This is a genomic window from Bombilactobacillus bombi (genome assembly GCF_013607485.1).
GTDB lineage: Bacteria > Bacillota > Bacilli > Lactobacillales > Lactobacillaceae > Bombilactobacillus > Bombilactobacillus bombi_A.
Genome location: NZ_SCHP01000001.1, coordinates 77,060 through 95,507 on the forward strand (window position 1 = coordinate 77,060; position 18,448 = coordinate 95,507).

Consider the following 18,448-nt stretch of genomic DNA (forward strand, 5'->3'; position numbering starts at 1 on the left):
TAAAATTATGTTTACTAGAATAACATGTAAAAGCAGAATTTTAAAGAGGAAAATTAAAAAAATGTTCGTGTTTTGTCACAATCAAACTTTCATTAGTTTCCTATAAAATTATGGTAAACTGAAGTTAATAATCTTAAGGAGGATTTTTACTGTGCCACAGAAAAAATTATCAGCCTGTACTACTATTTTAGTAGGTAAAAAAGCGTCGCTTGACGGCTCTACAATGATTGCCCGCAATGACGATACTTTTCATGCAGTTGCTCCCCATAAATTTGAATATCATCAACCAACCACTAATGCCAAAGATCAAGTAGTTAAATCTTGGCTTAATGGCTTTCAAGCACCAGTGCCTGCTGAGAGCTATGGTTGGCCGGGAGTACCTAATGTTGACTACCAGCACGAAGGTTATTATGACGAAAGTGGTATTAATACCAAAAATGTTGCCATGTCAGCTACTGAAAGCACTTATGGTAATGAGCGTGCCTTAGCATATGATCCATTGGTTAAAGATGGCCTCGATGAAGATTGTATTGTACGGATGGTCTTACCTTATGTAGATTCTGCCAGAGCTGCCGTTCAAAGAACTGGTGAACTCATTCAAAAATATGGTTCGCCGGCAGGCAATTCAGTGTTATTTAGTGACAAAGATGACGTCTGGTATATGGAAATCGTAACGGGTCATCACTGGGTAGCCCAGCGTATCCCTGATGATGCTTATGTAATAGCTGCCAACCGGGTTTCCATTCAGCAGGTTGATTTTGACAATCCTCAAGATTTCATGTGGTCTGACAATATTCAAGAATTTGTTAGTGAACATCACCTCAATACAGACGCTGAAGGCTGGAACTTCCGTCATATCTTTGGTACTGATAACCAAAAAGACCGCCATTATAATAATCCTCGGGTTTGGTTCGGACAAAGATACTTTAACCCCGAAATTTCTCAAACTCCTGAAGATGGTGAACTGCCTTTTATCTGTCGGACTACTCATAAAATTTCTGTCGATGATATTGAGTATGTTTTGGGCTCACATTATAATGAGACTCCATATGATCCCTTGCAGTCTGCCGACAATCATACAAAATACCTATATCGACCGATTGGATTAAATCGGACGCAAAATTCCCATGTTTTACAAATTCGCAATGACGTGCCCGCGGAATTCGCCGCGATTATGTGGCTCTGCTTGGGTTATCCAACATTTTCACCTTATTTACCTTTTTACACTAATATGAATGAGACAGATCCGTCCTTTAATGATACAAGCATGACTTTTAACTTAAAAGATGCTTATTGGTTGTATAAAGGTATGTCAGTTTTGGTAGAATCCCACTACAAAGACTTTATCCAAGGAAATATTGATTTTCTAACAGAATGCCGGCGCAGTTTTCGCCAAGCAGTAGCTAAAACTGATAAAGCAGCAACTAAATATCAAGGCCCAGCATTAACTCAGTTTTTAACTGCCCAAAACCAAAAATTAGTCCAAGAAAATCGCCAGCAAACTTTACAATATATGAGTGATTTAATGACTCAAGGCATTAACTTATCACATCTGACTTTTAATATGGACAAGAATTTGTAGGAAAAAATTAATATAAATAAATCTTATTGGTATTACTATAAGTTTTTAGTTTTATTGTTCATCGAGATTTAATATTTTAAACATCAATATAAAGCCCCATAATATTAGGAAAATTCAACTAATATTATGGGGTTTTATAAGTAAATAGTATCCCAAATTAAAATTTTTATTGAGATTATTACAAGAAATCCATAGTGATCAATTTTAAAAAGGTTAGAAAAAATTGTTCTACATTTAACGTCTTAATTTTTGTAAGAAATACAAAAGTCTTACCATCAAAGCTCATACTAACTCCTTAATATGATTAGGTGTAGAAATACCTAGTCATATTGTCTTAAAAATTCTGAAAGTTTTGCCAATCCTATCTTTAAAGTATCCTCATCTGTACAATACCCTAAACGCGCATGGCCTGGCAAATCAAAGCGCTCGCCGGGAACCAAAAGGACACCCGTTTGTTTTAGCAAGCGTAAGCAAAATTCTTCTGTTGAAATAGGAATATCTAATTTGATACAAGAAGTAGAAACTGCTTGAGGAAAAACACAGCTTACACGTGGCTCTTGATCTACCCATTTTTTTAAAATTTGAAGATTATTTAATACTATTTTTCGATTACGATTCCATACTTGATTTCGATGCTGTAATATATATGTAGCTAACAAATCATTAAACACACCCCCACAAATCATTGTATAATCACGATATTTTCTAAAGTTATCACTCAATTCTTCATTCGCTACTACCCATCCAATTCTTATGCCTGGAAAAGAATAGCTTTTCGATAAAGAATTTGTTGAAATCCCCTTTTCGTACAAATCGACAATCGAAGTAAAACTATCAGTATCATCTAACGGTAAATAAACCTCATCAACTAAAACATATGCACCCACTGATCGTGCAATTTCAACTACCTTTTGTAAAAACTCATGGTCTAATAATGTTCCTGTAGGATTGTTAGCATTATTCAAACAAATTAATTTAGTATTGGGACGGATTAATTGTTTTAATTCATTAATATTAGGATACCAATTATCAGCTTCATTAATATTCCAAAAATCAATTTTAGCTCCTAACGATTTTGGTATATCATATAATTGTTGGTAGGACGGATATTCACTTATCACATGATCACCTGGTTCAATTAAGGAATACAAAGCCAAGTAATTAGCACCCGTAGCTCCATTTGTCTGTAATACCTGCGTGGGCTGAACATTATCATATAATTCACAAACTTGCTCTTTAAATTTAGGAGACCCCTCAATCCAACCATAATTCATTTTAGACTGTCCTAAATCTTTCAGAAATGTTTGATAATCATCATTATTATCAGCAAATAATTCATTTATTGTCATAGAAGATATTGTACTTTGCGAAATATCATATTTTGCAGATTTTTCCCATTCATTCAACCATGATTCAACGCCAAATTCGGCAATCTTCATAATAATCGCCCTCCTTTTTATTATATGATAGCTACATGCAAGCGAAAATTGCAAGCCTTTTCTTATAAACATTAATATTTGTGAATGCTTGCACAACATATTAAATGTTCTCATTAGGTTCTTGATGAAATCAAAACAAAAATCAACTATAAGAATAGTGGTTTATTTTATCCCTCATTTTTATATTATCTGACATTATGTAGAATACTTAGATTCTCGATACAAGGTTTTTAAAACATTTATTTTTTTTTTTTTATAAATCCTTTTTATCTTAAATCACATAATAATTAGCTACTCAAAACATGTTAATTATTACAATGTACTATAAAAATTAATTTTATATAATAAACAATTTTACTATTGAAAACGTTTTATGCATATTGTATACTTACAGTGGATTAAATAAAAAGGAAAAGGGGAATTTAAATGTTTAAAAATGTAATTGTTCGTATCCCATCCAAACATGTTTCTGATGGTATTACTAGTGCTAATGAGGGTAAACCTATATATGAAAAAGCGTTAGTTCAACATGAAAACTATGTTAGTGCTTTAACTAAGGCAGGAGTAGATGTTACTGTATTAAAACCAGAAGATGAATTTCCTGACTCCTGTTTTGTAGAAGACGTAGCATTATGTACGAAAAAATGTGCAATTATCACTCGACCGGGGGCTTCTAGCCGTCGAGAAGAAGCAGCTTTGCCTGATATGATTAAAACCTTACATCATTTTTATACTCATGTAGAACAAATTAAGGAACCTGGAACTATTGAAGCCGGAGACATCATGATGGTAGGTGATCATTTTTATATTGGTTTATCTGCAAGAACAAATCAAGAAGGCGCTAATCAAATGATTAGTATATTAGAAAAGTACGGCTTATCAGGAGAAACAGTGCCATTAAAAGAAGTATTACATTTAAAAACAGGATTGGCATATTTAGAAAATAATAATCTTTTAGTAGCGGGTGAATTTAAAAACGATCCACGCTTTGCTGATTTTAATAAAGTTGAGATTGATCCTGATGAAGCATATGGAGCAAATTGTATTTGGGTTAATGACTACGTGTTAGTTCCTGAAGGCTACCCAAAAGTTCAGAAGAAAATTGAAGCATTAGGCTATAAAGTATTAATTGTCGATACTTCAGAATTTAGAAAAATTGATGGTGGATTAAGCTGTCTATCTTTAAGATTTTAATCCATATGTGCTTAGTTAAATAGTTCATTGAATATTGGAATGCTGACATATTTTTATGTGTTGAGTATTCCAATTTTGTTAGGAAGTGAAAAAAATGAGTGACAATCAAAAAATTGGAGTCATTCCTTTAGTAGGTTTGATTATTGGTGCAATTGTCGGTGCTGGAATATTTAATTTAATGAAAGAAATGGCACTTACTGCTTCAGTCGGAGTCACAATCCTTGGGTGGACTATTACTGGAATAGGAATGGGATCCCTGGCTTTATGCATGCAGAATTTAAGTAACAAGCGGCCTGATCTTAATGCAGGCATCTTTAGTTATGCCCAAGAAGGGTTCGGAGATTATATGGGATTTAACTCCGTATGGGGATATTGGGTCTCTGTAATTATTGGTAATGTTGCTTACGGAACATTGCTATTTAGCGCGTTAGGCTATTTTTTCCCGATTTTTGGTAACGGTCAAAATGTTGCATCTATTATTGGAGCATCAATTGTTTTATGGATAATTCATTATTTAATTATACGTGGTTTAAATAAAGTTACTCTACTTAATACCGTTGTAATGATTGCGAAATTAGTGCCGATAATTTTATTTATTGTATGCATTTTATTAGTATTTAATAGTCATATATTTTTTTATGATTTTTGGGGAACATTTAAGCAAAGTCATCCATTTTCAAGTGTGTTAAAACAATTAAAAGGTACTGTTTTATCAACTGTCTGGGTCTTCATTGGTGTAGAAGGAGCTGTTGTTTTCTCTGGAAGAGCTAAAAAAGCTAGTGACGTTGGAAAAGCTACTATTTTAGGATTTGGTACAGTAGCTTTAATCTATGCATTGGTAACAGTTCTCTCGTTTGGAGTAATGACTCGGACTCAGTTGCAACATTTGCCTAATCCTGCTATGGGATATGTTCTTGAAAAGATCATTGGTAAACCTGGTGCTTTTATTATTAATTTAGGAGTTATTATTACAATATTTGGGGCATGGATATCCAATACTTTATTAGCAGAAGAAGTCTCTTATCAGGCAGGAACACGCAAGTTATTTCCAAAAACTTTTACTAAAGAAAACAAACATGGAATGCCAAATAACGCAACATTTATCACTAATTTATTAGTTCAACTTTTATTAATAAGTTTCTTATTTACAGATCAAGCATACTCACTTTTATCTAAAATATCATCTGCAACTATTCTTCTATCTTATATTTGTGTGGCATTATACCAATGCAAATTTACATGGTATGAAAAAAAAGATAAAAAAAGAACAAAAAATTTATTTATTGGAACTATTTCCATTTTATATTTTATTTGGTTAATCTATGCTTCAGGAATTTTTTATTTTCTGTTAACCATTTTATGTATTTTATTAGGAGCTATCATGTTTATTTATGTTAAACATAGCAATCGCGAAATTATTTTTAAACCATTTGAAAAGATAATCTTTGCCGTTATTATGTTATTTTCTGTTTACGCAATAATTAGAATAATAAGCAATGTATAATACCTCTAAAAATGAAAGTAATAAATTCAATACAGCGATTTTTATAAGCTAATAAAAGTGCTACTACACTGTAATTAGCTATATTAAAAATATAATTAATCTAAAAATGATTCCTATTAATGTCTATTGCAATAATTATCATTTTTCTAGGAATCATTTTTGTTTTCTTAGATTAATGCTATTAGAGTTAATTATAGAGTATATATATAGTAAGCTTAATCATCAACTAGTATATTTTTAACTTCCCCAAAGAAGTTTTTTTAATGCAAGCCTTCACAAATTGTAATAAAATGATTAACTGGAGGTATTTTATGAATTCAAAACAAATGCGCCGCAAGGGCGCACTTTTAGCGCTTATTGCATCAATGCTTTGGGGTATTTCTGGTACAGTAATGCAATTTGTAGCACAATCCACTACTGTACCGGCAACTTGGTTTATTGGTACTAGAACTTTAATTACGGGGATTATTCTGTTGTTAATTGTCGCTGGCAAAAAAGGCTGGCGTAATTTATTTCAGATTTTTCATAATGGAAAAAGTATTTTTCTATTGCTTTTATTTGTCTTTTTAGGTCTATTAGGCAATATGTATACCTTTTTTTATAGTGTACAGCTAGGAAATTCTGCTGCCGCCACAATTTTGCAATATTTAAGTCCACTTTTCATTTTGCTGGGAACTTTGATTTTTATGCGTCAAATTCCTAGTAAAATTGACATTATCAGTTTTGGAATTGCTTTAATTGGAGTTTTTTTACTCATTACTAGGGGTGACATACACCACTTAGTAATCCCTTTTGACGCTTTCATTTGGGGTATTCTTTCAGGTCTCACCGCCGCTTTATATATCATTTTCCCCAAACTCTTAGTGGGGATGGATTATTCTCCTTTAGAAGTGACAGGCTGGGGTATGTTTTTAAGCGGCATTATTTCCCAATTTGTAAGACCCATTTGGCAGCTACCGCCGCACTTTAACTTACAAGCGGCTTTAGGTGTAGGAACAATTATTCTTTTGGGTACTCTATTAGCATTTTTAATTATGATTGCTGCGACCCAATATGTGTCTTCAGCAATTGTCAGCATTACTGATGCTGTCCAGCCTTTTGTCACTTTCGTTTTAAGTGTAATCTTTTTTCAAGCACACTTTTCATTTACAGAAATTCTAGGTGCCTGTTTGGTAGTGCTATCAATCTATCTATTAAACCGCTTTTCCGATAAATAAGCCCCTGAGGCCATCTTTTTATTTCAAGTAAATGTTGAACTCGTTTTCAGATAGTATTAAAATAAAGAGTGGTGTTACGAGATTATTTTTACTTTAGGAGGAAACAGTATGAAAATTGTTAGTTATAGCATTCGTGATGACGAAATGCCTGCTTTAAAAAATTGGGAACAAGCTCATCCCGAAGTTGAGGTTCAGATAGAACATGAACTTTTAACTCCAGAATCTGCTCAAAAAGCTCAGGGTGCTGATGGTGTAGTTGTTTACCAACAAAAACCATATACTCGTGAAACTTTGCAAGCTTTACATGATGCTGGCATCAATAAAATGTCCTTACGTAATGTTGGTGTTGACAATATTGACATGGAAGCTGCTAAAGAATTAGATTTCCAAATTACTAACGTTCCTGTTTATTCTCCAAATGCCATTGCTGAACACGTGATTTGGACAATGGGACGGCTTTTACGTCGGGAACCTGAATATACTGCCAAAATTGCTAAACGTGATTTACGCTGGGCTCCAGAAATTGGTCAAGAAATGCGGATGCAAACTGTCGGTGTTATTGGTACAGGTCATATTGGCCGTGTTATTATCGACATTCTTAAGGGCTTTGGTGCTAAAGTTGTTTGTTATGATATTTACCCTAATGCTCAATTACAAAAAGAAGGTTTATATGTTGATAGCTTAGATGAATTATATGCAAAAGCTGACATCATTACCTTGCATGTACCTTCTGTCAAAGAAAACATTCATATGATTAATGACGACTCCATTAGCAAGATGAAAGATGGCGTTATTATTGTAAATGCTGCTCGTGGTGACTTAATTGATACCGATGCACTTATTCGCGGCCTAGATAGTGGTAAAGTTGGAGCTGCCGGATTAGATGTTTACGAAAACGAAGTAGGTGTTTTCAATGAAAACTGGGAAGGCAAACAATTCCCTGACAAACGTTTAGAAAACCTCTTAGAGCGTAAAAATGTCATTGTTACCCCACATACAGCCTTTTACACTCAAACAGCGGTTAAAAATATGGTTGAAATTGCCCATAACTCAAACGTTCAATTAATTAAGGGCGAAAAGCCTGATAACCTAGTTAAATTCAACTAGAACTTACAGTTCTAAGCATATCAATTGGCTAGTAGTAAATTTATTAGTAAAATATTAGTATTAAGGAGGCTGGGACCAGACATTGGACCAGTCTCCTTATTTAATATCTTGACTAATTATTTAGAGGGAAACTACTTTGAAACCACAATTATTAATCCAAACAAAAATCCTTAATCCCCTACCGATAAAACAACTGCTTGCTTGGTTGCACCAGCAAGGATCACAATTAAAATTTGTCTGGGAAAATCCTTCCAAGGACTATCTATTGCTCGGCTGCGGCCAAATTATACAAATTTCACCTCAAAAAGCTGTTAGCTTTGCAGACTTAAATACGCTCTTAAATCAGGGCCGCCACCAAATTGTTAATTTGGATGCAAAAACTGCTGCCCATCTAAAAGTAGTAGGCGGTTTTCCTTTTCTAACAACTGTTGTCCCTAATTCATATTGGCAGAATTTACATAATGGCCGCCTCTGGATTCCCCAAATTATAATTGAACAAACACCTAGTCAGACCTCTTTAACAGCCATTGGCTCAGATTTTACTGCCTTAAAAGTCCAACTACAAACTATTACACAACAACTTACAGCAATAACACCGTTAGCAGCACAGTCTTATAATTTATCTAACTTTAAAGAGTTAGCTGTTTCGGCTTATCAACAACGACTCCAAGCAGTCCTTAAACTTATTGCTGAAAATAAACTACAAAAAGTTGTGCTTGGACGTTTTGCCACTGCCCAAATTCCTCCTGCCATTTCCGAGGCTATTTGGCTACAATTACGCCAAAGTCAGCCGCAAGTGTATCATGTACTTCTTCAAGATCACACAACAGCCTTTCTAAGTGCTACACCAGAAAGACTCTTGGCCATCAACCACCAGCAATTACAAACAGCTGCCGTGGCTGGCAGTATTCGTCGGGGTACGACACCAAGCCAAGATAAACAGCTTCAACAGCAGCTTTTACATGATACTAAGAATTTAAAGGAACATGCTTTTGTCAGCAACTGGCTGCAACAAGCTTTGCAGCAATTGCATTTGCAAGTTGAAGTCTCTGCCCAGACGCAAATTTTAACAACAGCCACTATTCAACATCTTTATACACCCATTCAAGCCCGCGGAAATATGGATGTAGCTAGTATTTTAGCAAAATTACATCCAACCCCGGCCTTAGGCGGTATACCAAAAAGTTCAGCTTTAAATTGGCTTCAAGAATCCGAAAGTGAAGCCCGCGAAATGTTTGGCGCTCCTATTGGTTATTTAGCTGCTGATGGTCAAGGTGAATTTGCCGTCGGTATCCGCAGCGCTTTACTAACACCGCTCCAATTGCGCTTATTTGCTGGCTCAGGCATTGTGGCGGGTTCACAAATCAATACGGAAACTCAAGAAACTGCTAAAAAATTTCAGGCAATTTTGTCAGCATTTCAAACACCAAAGGAGTAAATTATAATGCAGCCCATTCAAAAAGCATTAACGCAACAAATCATGACCATTTTACAAGCTGGATTCCAGCAAGGTTTAAAAGATGTAATTTTATCGCCAGGTTCACGTTCTACGCCTATAGCAATACTATTAGGGAAAATGCAAGATCAGGATTTAATTAATTTATATGTTGATGTGGATGAACGTTCAGCGGCTTTTTTTGCCTTGGGTCTAGCCAAAGTCAAAAAGCAGCCAGTGTTGTTAGTTTGTACCTCCGGTACTGCGGCGGCTAACTATTATCCAGCAATTTGTGAAGCTTATGCAAGCAATATCCCCTTAGTGATTTTAACAACTGATCGTCCGCCTGAATTACAAGACATCGGTGCCGCCCAAACACTTAAACAAGTAGATCTTTATCATCACCAAGTTAAGCAGGCTTGGAATTTACCAGCGATTGATCTAGAAAATCAAAAAGCAGAAATTAAGTATTCCCATTATCTTATAAAAAAGGCTTTTCAAACTGCCTTACAATGTCCTGAAGGCCCCGTACACTTGAACTTGCCCTTGCGTAAGCCCTTAATGCCCGACTTAAATCCCGACTTTTCAGATTTTCATCCTTCACAGTCGTTGACTTTATCAACTACTATAACGCCTTCAGCTTTACAAGCTTTGCAGGATCAACTACAAAATAAACGCGGATTGATTGTAGCAGGACCGCAAATAGGAACAGATGCCGAACAAGAAGCTCTAGTTGCTTTTGCCCATAAAATGAACTGGCCGCTCATTGCTGACCCTCTCAGCAACTTGCGCTGTTATCCAGAAACTATTACTCAAGGAAAATGGATTTGCCAATTTTTTCAACAGCTCACAACCGATTATTATCCGGAGGTGATCTTGCGTACTGGTGCCACTTTAGTAGCAGCGGAAATCTCTACTTGGCTGCGACAGATCCATTTGCCAATTATTTATCTCGACAGTAATCGTGCTTATTTAGATGATACCTTGAGTACTACCATGGCTTTACCCCTTAGTCCGGCGGCCATTTTGCCAAAATTAAACTTACAGCCTGCTTCCCCGCAGTGGCTGCAGCGCTGGCAACGATTAGATCAGCAAATAAAGCACCTTTTAGAGCTTAACTTACAATACAAGTCTTTCAATGAACCACAAATCGCGCAAACTATCAGTGCCAACTTACCTTCTCAGGCACAATTATTCATCAGTAATTCTTTACCCATTCGAGAAATAGAGGCATTTAGCGGCCATTTTCAGACTGGTGTTCAACTCTTTGGCAACCGGGGGTTAAATGGCATTGACGGTGTAAACTCAACGGCTTTGGCGATGGCCGCGGCTAAGAGCAGTCCTGCCTATTTATATATTGGGGATTTAGCTTTCTTTCATGACTTAACAGGATTAATGATGGGGGTAAAATATCACTTAAATTTGACCATTCTTATTCAAAATAATAATGGCGGTGGAATTTTCTCCTTTTTACCACAAGTTCAAGCAGCTGATCAATTTGAAAAGGTTTTTGGCACACCCCAAAATCTGCAATTAGCCGCTCTGGCCAAATTTTATCAAACTCGTTATATTAACTGTACTAATTATCAAGAATTACAACAGCTGTTGTGCCAAAAGCCGCAGGGCATAACCCTGGTAGAATTGAATACTCAACGCAACCAATTAACTTCTATCGAGCATCAGCTCAGCCAAAAAATCAAAGCTAGTTTAAGGATTTAAGAGATGCAATTAACTATTAATCAAGCAGTTTATAATATCAATATTGAAGGTCAAGGTCAGCCAGTTTGGCTTTTGCTGCACGGATTTATGGGCAGTCAGCACGATTTTGAACAAATTAAGCCGTATTTAACAACCACAGTAATTACTTTGGACTTACTAGGACACGGCAAAACCAAAGCACCACTGACGCCCAGTCGCTTAACTTTTAAGCAGCAAACTCAAGATTTGGCCGAGATATTAAATACCTTACACTTCTCAAGTGTTAATATTTGTGGTTATTCCATGGGTGGACGTTTAGCCTTGGGCCTAGCCTTTTCTTTTCCGCAATTTTGCCGACAATTATTTTTAGAAAACTGCACTGCTGGCATTATCAATTCTCAAAAGCGGAAACAACGCCAACAACATGATCAATTCTTAGCACAAAAATTACGCCAAGAACCCTTAAGTGCTTTTATCCATTATTGGGAACAGCTACCCTTATTCCAATCACAAAAGACGTTGTCTCCTGCTATTCAACAGCAGATATATCAACAACGTATTCAACAAAATCCTCAAGGTTTAGCCGCTAGTTTAGAAGGTATGGGAACTGGTGTTATGCCTAATTATTGGCCGCAACTGGAAAAATTTTTTTTACCTGTTACTTTAATTACAGGCAACCTCGATACTAAATTTAGCCAGATAACCCAACAAATGCACCAGCTTTTTCCTCATAGTCAACGTTTTGTTGTCGATCAGGCAGGACATAATGTTCACTTAGAACAACCGCAAGTTTACAGCCAGATTCTTAAGGAGCAGCAATATGCAAATTAAGTCCTTAAAATTATTACCCGTCAGTTTAACTTTTAAACAGCCTTTCGTTTCTGCACACGAAACTTTATCACAGCGCAATCTGCTCCTTGTCCAAGTTGTTGATGAATTAGGTAATCAAGGTTTAGGCGAATTAGAAGCCTTTGAACAGCCATATTATAGTAGTGAAACGTTAGTGGGAGCCAAGAAAATTATTGAACACACATTAGCGCCTACACTCACTAATTTTTGCTTTGATAATCCCTGTCAAATTCAGACCCTGTGGCAAAAAGTACGTGGAAATAACTTTGCTCAAGCTGCTGTTGAAACAGCTATTTGGGCAGCTTTTGCACAACGCCAGCAGCAGCCCTTAAGAACTATTATTGCCCAAAGCGCTGGCAGTAGTACAAATTCTAGCATTCATACAGGTATTAGCCTAGGTTTAAGTGATTTAAAAACAACTACCAACCAAGTACAGCAAGCTTTAAATCAAGGCTATCAAAAAATCAAGATAAAAATTAACGGCAATGCCGACTTGAAGCGTTTGGCCAGTATTCGACAGCGTTTTATTCACGCCCCTCTAATGGCCGACGCTAATGGTTCGCTAACGTTAACTCCTGATTTAGCTTCTAATATTGACCAACTTAATTTAATTATGATTGAAGACCCCTTCGGTCCGCAAGATCTCCGTAATTCTCATATCTTACAAAAGCAAATGTCTACGCCAATTTGTTTTGATGAACCGATTACCAGCGTAGCTGCAGCCTTAAACGCCTTATATTTTCAACAATGCCAAATTATCAGCTGTAAAATCAGTGCTTTAGGCGGTATCACACCTGTCATTCAATTAATTCAAGCCCAACGTCAATATCATTTTCCTCTCTGGTGTGGAGCCATGCTTGAAGGCGGCATCGGCCGCGCTTTAAATTTGGCGGTAGCTAGTTTAAACAATTTTAATTTTCCTAGTGATATTGCAGAAACCAAGCGCTACTACCAAAAAGACTTGACCCAAGAAAAATTTGAATTACAGGAGGGAAAAATAATTTTGCCCACAGCCACCGGTTTAGGAGTACAGCTTTTACCCAGTTATCAAAAGCAATTACACAATTTACCATCATTAATTTAAATTATTTTTGTAAACGTGCTTTCCAATATTGCGGAGCAATTTGTTGATTAAACACATCATCAGCCCACACAAATTTTCGGTAAGGAACGTGCTTATTTAAACCGCTTTTTCCTTGCAGGTATTGCGGATTTTGTACACGCTCTAAACTGACGGCATAATTGGCATGCATGATCACTTGATAGCTAGCAGCAGCCACCAAAATCGCTAAAGTTGCTATGCAGAACAATAAGCGATTAATTTTGATTAATTTCATTGCTCTTTGAAAAAAACTAATCAAAATTAAATACATAAATATATAAGCCGGAAACACAGCCCGACAATTGATGGGTGAAGCCACAAATACCAAAGGTCCCACAAAAAGCCCTACGGTTAAGTAATAAAGCCATAGCCACCGATCTTTGGGGAAAAACTGATAAATAAATGTGCCCACATATATTACTAAAAAAATACTCATTACAGCATCTATATTAGCCAAAGTCGGACTTAATAAATATTCATAATTATGATCTTTGGGAACACTCAAAAGGTGAGCTCCCAACAGCCAAAAGTACAGTAAAAAAATTCCAGCAACTGCTAAATAACAAACTTTTAATAATCTATTAATAGCAGAACGGTTAATGATAATAAACATTGCTGCTAACAATAAAGTCAAAAATAATGTATTTAAACTTATCAGCCACAAATGATTATAATTGGAATAAAGTTGCCAAATTTTATGTAAATCAAAAGTAATCTTCCGATAAGGAACATTCAACCGATATCCTGGATAGGAAAACATTATACCTAATGAGCTCAGGGCGCCGATTAAGTAAGTAATCTGATAAGATTTTTTTGAAGTAAACCAGAATAGCACTAAAATTCCTAAAATAACTTGAACGACCGTCAATGTTTCTAAAAATAATCCCGCACAAAGACCAATTATCAACGTTATAACACTATATATTTTACCCAGGGACTGCTGTTCACCTTTTTTTACTATAACAAGGTATAAAAGCACTAAGGCAATTGAGGGAACATAATTACTAAAACCAGCGTTCCAAACTAAAATTGCATTCAAAAAAGCATCATTTAAAGTGAAGATGAACCCCGTTGCTAATACTAGACTCCACCAAGTTTTACCGCCTAGTTGCCATAAAGACCAAATTAATAAAGTCCAAGCACCCCCAAAAACTAAAACTGCAAGCTTTAAATGCCGCATCGAAAAAATTTCTAAAAGATTGCCTAAATACCTCCCATTTAAACTTCCACCATATAATTTTGGTGCTCCCAAAAAATGATGATGTAATAAATAATTTCCAGATTCCCCCCACCAAAAAAAGTCATCACCACTAGGAATTAAAAAGTATCGAAAAAGAGCAAAATAACAAAAAATCACTCCGAAAATTAATATATAAAGCCAATTTTGCTGCCATCTTAGTAATAATCTTGATTTTATAGTTTTCATAATACTTTTATCATAATAAAAAACTTGTTAAGAATCAAAATAAAATTAAAAAAAATTTCATTAAGGTGATAAATAATCGTTGCCAAAAGATATTAGTTTTATTTACTGACTTTTACAGAAAATAAAAAGCCAAAACTGTCATTTGTCTTGGCTTTTTTATATTTTTAAGCAATAATGCCCTCTGTAAAATTAAAATCTTATTTTTTAGCTGTTTTTTTAGCTTCAGCTTTTTTCATATCATTTAGACCATTCATCAGAAATGATAACACTTCATCTGTATGTTGACGACGTTTAGCAGAATTAAGTTTGGATGTTGGGCGGCGACGTCCCGTAACACCTTTATGTGTATTAACCATGATGTGTCCTCCTCCCCACAATGTATTAACCTCTATATTTTAAGAGAAAACGGCACAATATTCAAGCATAATTAACATTTCTCCCGAAAAACTCCGTAACTCATTTAAATCTTGAAGTAACTTTTACTACCCAATTGCTAAAATTAAAATTATTTCATTAAAAATAATACCTTGAAGCTGTATTTTATTAGTTAGTATGCTAACATAAGAAATGGAGGTGAGGCCTATGCCCGAAAATGTGATACATTTGATTAAGATTGTCTCTAATCAACTATCCAGAAAAATGAATAAATTTGCAAAACAGTTTGGCCTAACTGGTGTGCAAATTCAAATCATTGATTACTTAAACCATTTACCGCAAAATCAATTTGTCTATCAAAAAGACATCGAACAAGAGTTTAATATTCGTCGTTCGACAGCAACCAGTGTTTTGCAGAAAATGGAAGAAAACCAACTTATTATGCGCAATGTATCACCATCAGATTCCCGAATTAAAATTATCTCAGCATTACCCAAGGCCGAAGAATTACAGCCGCAAATTTCCAAATTTTTGGCAGCTACCAATACGGAATTATTAAATAGTATTAGTACTTTTCAACGTCGCGGATTTTTAAAAGCTTTAGATAAGATTTCCGCAGAGTTATCCACAGACGAAAAAAAGGAGCATGAATACGATGCAGAACATCATCTTTGATTGTGATCCAGGTAGTGACGATGCTATTGCTATTTTAGAAACATTCGCCCATCCTGAAGCTTTTAGCGTTTTGGCAATGACAACTGTCGGCGGCAATGGTGTGTTAAAGAATGTTACAAAAAACTTGCAACATTTACTCTGGTTTTTAAAACAGACAACCCCCCTGGCACCTGGGCAAGCAACACCGATTATTAAGAACCTGAAAAACGCTACAGAAATTCACGGTGAAAGTGGCCTTGCTGGGCCTACATTCCCTGAAGCTGCAGATAGTTACCCTTTGGCAAGCCATAATGGCATTACTTTATTGCACGAAACTATTCAAAAAAGTACTACTCCAATTACTGTAGTAGCAACTGGTCCTTTAACCAATATTGCACTACTCTTAAAAGTTTTCCCGGAAGATCGGGATAAAATTCAGAAATTAGTCATTATGGGTGGTGCTCTAAAAGGCGGCAATGTCACGGAACTGGCAGAATTCAACTTTTATGTAGATCCAGATGCTGCTCATATTGTTATGCAGTCAGGTTTACCGATTGTTTTATGTGGTTTAGATGTTACCTTAAAAACTGGCTTAACATTTGAACAAATTACTTCATTAGAGGGTCAAGGTCCAGCCAGCCAATTGGCCTATGAAATTTTAATGCCTTATTTTACAGCCGAACAAGGAGAAGGACTCAAAATGGCAGCAATTCATGATTTAGCTACTATCACTTATCTTCTTGATTCTAACATTTATCAAGGCCAACATTATGCTTTAGAAGTAGATAACAGTTGGGGTTCAAAACGAGGACATGTGCAAATCTCTCAAAATGGCAGCAAAAATGTTTTGGTTTTAGAAAAAGTTAATACTGCTAAAACCGGCCAGTTATTATTAGACTCTTTAAAAATTTTAGATGAAAAATTAAGCTAAATATAGTTCCTATCATTTACAGAAAAGCAATACTAGTTTATAATCATTATAAACTAGTATTTTTAATGAGGAAGCGAGCATATGCATTTTAGTAAATTAATGATTATTTTTGGTATTGGAATTGTAGCTCTGATTTTAGAATTTGGCTTTCACCTAAATTTATGGGCCCAAATTTTAATTAGTGTAGTTGGTTTATTTTTAGCGGCCTCAATGACCGTGGAAATGATTAAAACCTTACGGTCAGGAAAATACGGTGTTGATCTTTTAGCGATTATGGCTATTCTTTCAACTCTAGCTGTAGGTCAATATTGGGCAAGTTTGATTATTTTATTGATGTTAGTTGGTGGCGATACCTTAGAGGACTATGCTGCTAATAAGGCCGGCAGTGAACTCAAAGCCCTTTTAGAGCATGCTCCCCAACAAGCCCATATTGTTCAAAAAGATGGCACCATTCAAGATGTTGAATTAGAAGATGTGCCTGTGGGTGCACAATTAGTAGTCAAGCCTGGAGAACAGGTACCTGTTGACGGTATTGTCACTAAAGGCAGCGGCAGTTTTGATGAGTCTTCTTTAACAGGTGAGTCTAAGCCAGTCGAAAAATCCGTCCACAGTGAGTTAATGTCTGGTTCCATTAATGGAACCAGTGCTGTTGAATATCGTGCTACCAAGTTAGCAGCCGATTCGCAGTATCAAAAAATTATTCGTTTAGTTAAAGAATCGCAAAATCAACCAGCACATTTTGTGCGTTTGGCTGACCGTTACGCGGTGCCATTCACTATTGTGGCTTTGATTATTTCCGGAATTGCTTGGTTTATTTCCGGTGATCCTAACCGCTTTGCGCAAGTCTTAGTAGTAGCTTCACCGTGTCCTTTAATTTTAGCGGCCCCGATTGCTTTAGTTTCAGGTATGAGCCGTACTAGTCGCAACGGAATCATTGTGAAAAGTGGGACCTCCATTGAAAAAATGGCACTTTTAAAAACTATCTATTTTGATAAAACAGGAACTATTACGAGTGGTGAATTAGCTTTGAATCAAGTCTCACCTGCTCCCGGATTTACATCTGATCAATTACTGGAATATGCAGCCAGTGCTGAGCAACAGTCCAATCACGTCTTAGCTATTTCCCTGTTAAAAAATTATCATAACCAGTTGTTGCCTCTTAAAAATCTTGAAGAAAAAACTGCTCAAGGTGTTCAAGCCCAAATTGGTGAACACATTATCAAGGCTGGAAAAATGGAATTTGTCAATCCCGGTCAGCAATCAGACAACAATGATCCGACTATTTTTGTAGCCGTTGATAATCAATATGCTGGCAAGATAACTTTCATTGATACTATTCGCCCTGAAGCCCAGACAACCATTTCGCAATTACGTAAATTGAATATTAGTCATTTAAAGATGTTAACTGGTGATAATGAAGCCACAGCCCAAAGAATTTCACAATACGCAGGTTTAAATGAATTTCAAGCTAATCTATTACCTGAAGACAAAATCAAAGCTTTAAAAGCGACCCCTAAAAATCAAAAACCAATGGCTATGGTTGGTGATGGTGTTAATGATGCTCCGTCTTTGGCCGTTGCTGATGTTGGTGTTGCTATGGGTGCTAAAGGTTCAACCGCCGCTAGTGAATCTGCTGATGTGGTAATTTTAAAAGATGATTTAAGCCGTTTAGTGCGGGCAGTCGTCATTTCTCGTGAAACCATGTCCATCGCTAAACAAGCCGTGTTACTGGGAATATTTATCTGTACAGCACTAATGTTAGTTGCCGCTTTTGGCATTATTCCTACTATCATGGGAGCTTTGTTACAAGAAGTTATTGATACAGTTTCCATTTTGTGGTCTTTAAGAGCTCGTCGTGGCAAAACTAATTTTAATCATAATTTATCTGCCAGTACTCCAGCAGCCTAAGTGCAATTAATGACAACCATAAACTAT

15 protein-coding genes are annotated in these 18,448 nt (G+C 35.9%); 12 read left to right on the forward strand and 3 right to left on the reverse strand.

Going from position 1 to position 18,448, the window contains the following annotated elements; all coding sequences use genetic code 11:
- Positions 1–151 precede the first annotated feature (151 nt).
- Complete coding sequence (locus tag EQ827_RS00335) at positions 152–1,582, forward strand: C69 family dipeptidase (protein WP_181189000.1); 1,431 nt, start codon at positions 152–154, stop codon at positions 1,580–1,582.
- A 320-nt stretch (positions 1,583–1,902) separates the two neighbouring features.
- Here the strand turns inward: EQ827_RS00335 and EQ827_RS00340 are convergent, their stop codons facing one another.
- Entirely contained in the window at positions 1,903–3,021 is a 1,119-nt protein-coding gene (locus tag EQ827_RS00340; protein ID WP_181189001.1) for an aminotransferase, read from the reverse strand.
- Positions 3,022–3,447: 426 nt separating this feature from the next.
- On the opposite strand from EQ827_RS00340, the gene EQ827_RS00345 reads away from it, so the two are divergent.
- The 8 genes from EQ827_RS00345 to menC all read left to right on the forward strand — a co-directional run bounded on the left by EQ827_RS00345 (position 3,448) and on the right by menC (position 13,109).
- On the forward strand, positions 3,448–4,215 hold the full coding sequence (locus tag EQ827_RS00345; RefSeq protein WP_181189002.1) for a dimethylarginine dimethylaminohydrolase family protein: 768 nt from the start codon (positions 3,448–3,450) through the stop codon (positions 4,213–4,215).
- A 94-nt stretch (positions 4,216–4,309) separates the two neighbouring features.
- On the forward strand, positions 4,310–5,719 hold the full coding sequence (locus tag EQ827_RS00350) for a basic amino acid/polyamine antiporter (protein WP_181189003.1): 1,410 nt from the start codon (positions 4,310–4,312) through the stop codon (positions 5,717–5,719).
- Between the two features lie 311 nt (positions 5,720–6,030).
- Positions 6,031–6,936 carry a DMT family transporter gene (locus tag EQ827_RS00355; protein WP_181189004.1) on the forward strand — a complete coding sequence of 302 codons (906 nt, stop codon included), beginning with the start codon at positions 6,031–6,033 and terminating at the stop codon, positions 6,934–6,936.
- A 108-nt stretch (positions 6,937–7,044) separates the two neighbouring features.
- A complete protein-coding gene (locus tag EQ827_RS00360; protein ID WP_181189005.1) occupies positions 7,045–8,043 on the forward strand; it encodes a D-2-hydroxyacid dehydrogenase in 999 nt (332 codons plus the stop codon).
- 136 nt (positions 8,044–8,179) lie between these two features.
- A complete protein-coding gene (locus EQ827_RS00365; protein WP_181189006.1) occupies positions 8,180–9,481 on the forward strand; it encodes an isochorismate synthase in 1,302 nt (433 codons plus the stop codon).
- 6 nt (positions 9,482–9,487) lie between these two features.
- Positions 9,488–11,197 carry a 2-succinyl-5-enolpyruvyl-6-hydroxy-3-cyclohexene-1-carboxylic-acid synthase gene (gene menD / locus EQ827_RS00370; protein WP_181189007.1) on the forward strand — a complete coding sequence of 570 codons (1,710 nt, stop codon included), beginning with the start codon at positions 9,488–9,490 and terminating at the stop codon, positions 11,195–11,197.
- A gap of 3 nt (positions 11,198–11,200) precedes the next feature.
- The gene (gene menH, locus EQ827_RS00375) at positions 11,201–12,007 is read left to right on the forward strand and encodes a 2-succinyl-6-hydroxy-2,4-cyclohexadiene-1-carboxylate synthase (RefSeq protein ID WP_181189008.1); all 807 of its coding nucleotides are present in this window, start codon (positions 11,201–11,203) and stop codon (positions 12,005–12,007) included.
- Positions 11,997–13,109 carry an o-succinylbenzoate synthase gene (gene menC, locus EQ827_RS00380; protein WP_181189009.1) on the forward strand — a complete coding sequence of 371 codons (1,113 nt, stop codon included), beginning with the start codon at positions 11,997–11,999 and terminating at the stop codon, positions 13,107–13,109. Before menH ends, menC begins: the two co-directional genes overlap by 11 nt.
- 1 nt (position 13,110) lies before the next feature.
- On the opposite strand, the gene EQ827_RS00385 is transcribed toward menC, so the two are convergent.
- Entirely contained in the window at positions 13,111–14,553 is a 1,443-nt protein-coding gene (locus EQ827_RS00385) for a hypothetical protein (RefSeq protein WP_181189010.1), read from the reverse strand.
- A gap of 197 nt (positions 14,554–14,750) precedes the next feature.
- The gene (locus tag EQ827_RS00390; protein ID WP_181189011.1) at positions 14,751–14,909 is read right to left on the reverse strand and encodes a hypothetical protein; all 159 of its coding nucleotides are present in this window, start codon (positions 14,907–14,909) and stop codon (positions 14,751–14,753) included.
- 226 nt (positions 14,910–15,135) lie between these two features.
- Here EQ827_RS00390 and EQ827_RS00395 point away from each other — a divergent pair, with 226 nt between their 5' ends.
- From EQ827_RS00395 to EQ827_RS00405, 3 genes are all read left to right on the forward strand, one after another.
- Positions 15,136–15,603 carry a MarR family winged helix-turn-helix transcriptional regulator gene (locus EQ827_RS00395; protein WP_181189012.1) on the forward strand — a complete coding sequence of 156 codons (468 nt, stop codon included), beginning with the start codon at positions 15,136–15,138 and terminating at the stop codon, positions 15,601–15,603.
- A complete protein-coding gene (locus tag EQ827_RS00400; RefSeq protein ID WP_181189013.1) occupies positions 15,584–16,513 on the forward strand; it encodes a nucleoside hydrolase in 930 nt (309 codons plus the stop codon). The genes EQ827_RS00395 and EQ827_RS00400 overlap by 20 nt, the downstream gene beginning before the upstream one ends.
- 81 nt (positions 16,514–16,594) lie before the next feature.
- Entirely contained in the window at positions 16,595–18,421 is a 1,827-nt protein-coding gene (locus EQ827_RS00405; protein ID WP_181189014.1) for a heavy metal translocating P-type ATPase, read from the forward strand.
- Positions 18,422–18,448: the final 27 nt, after the last annotated feature.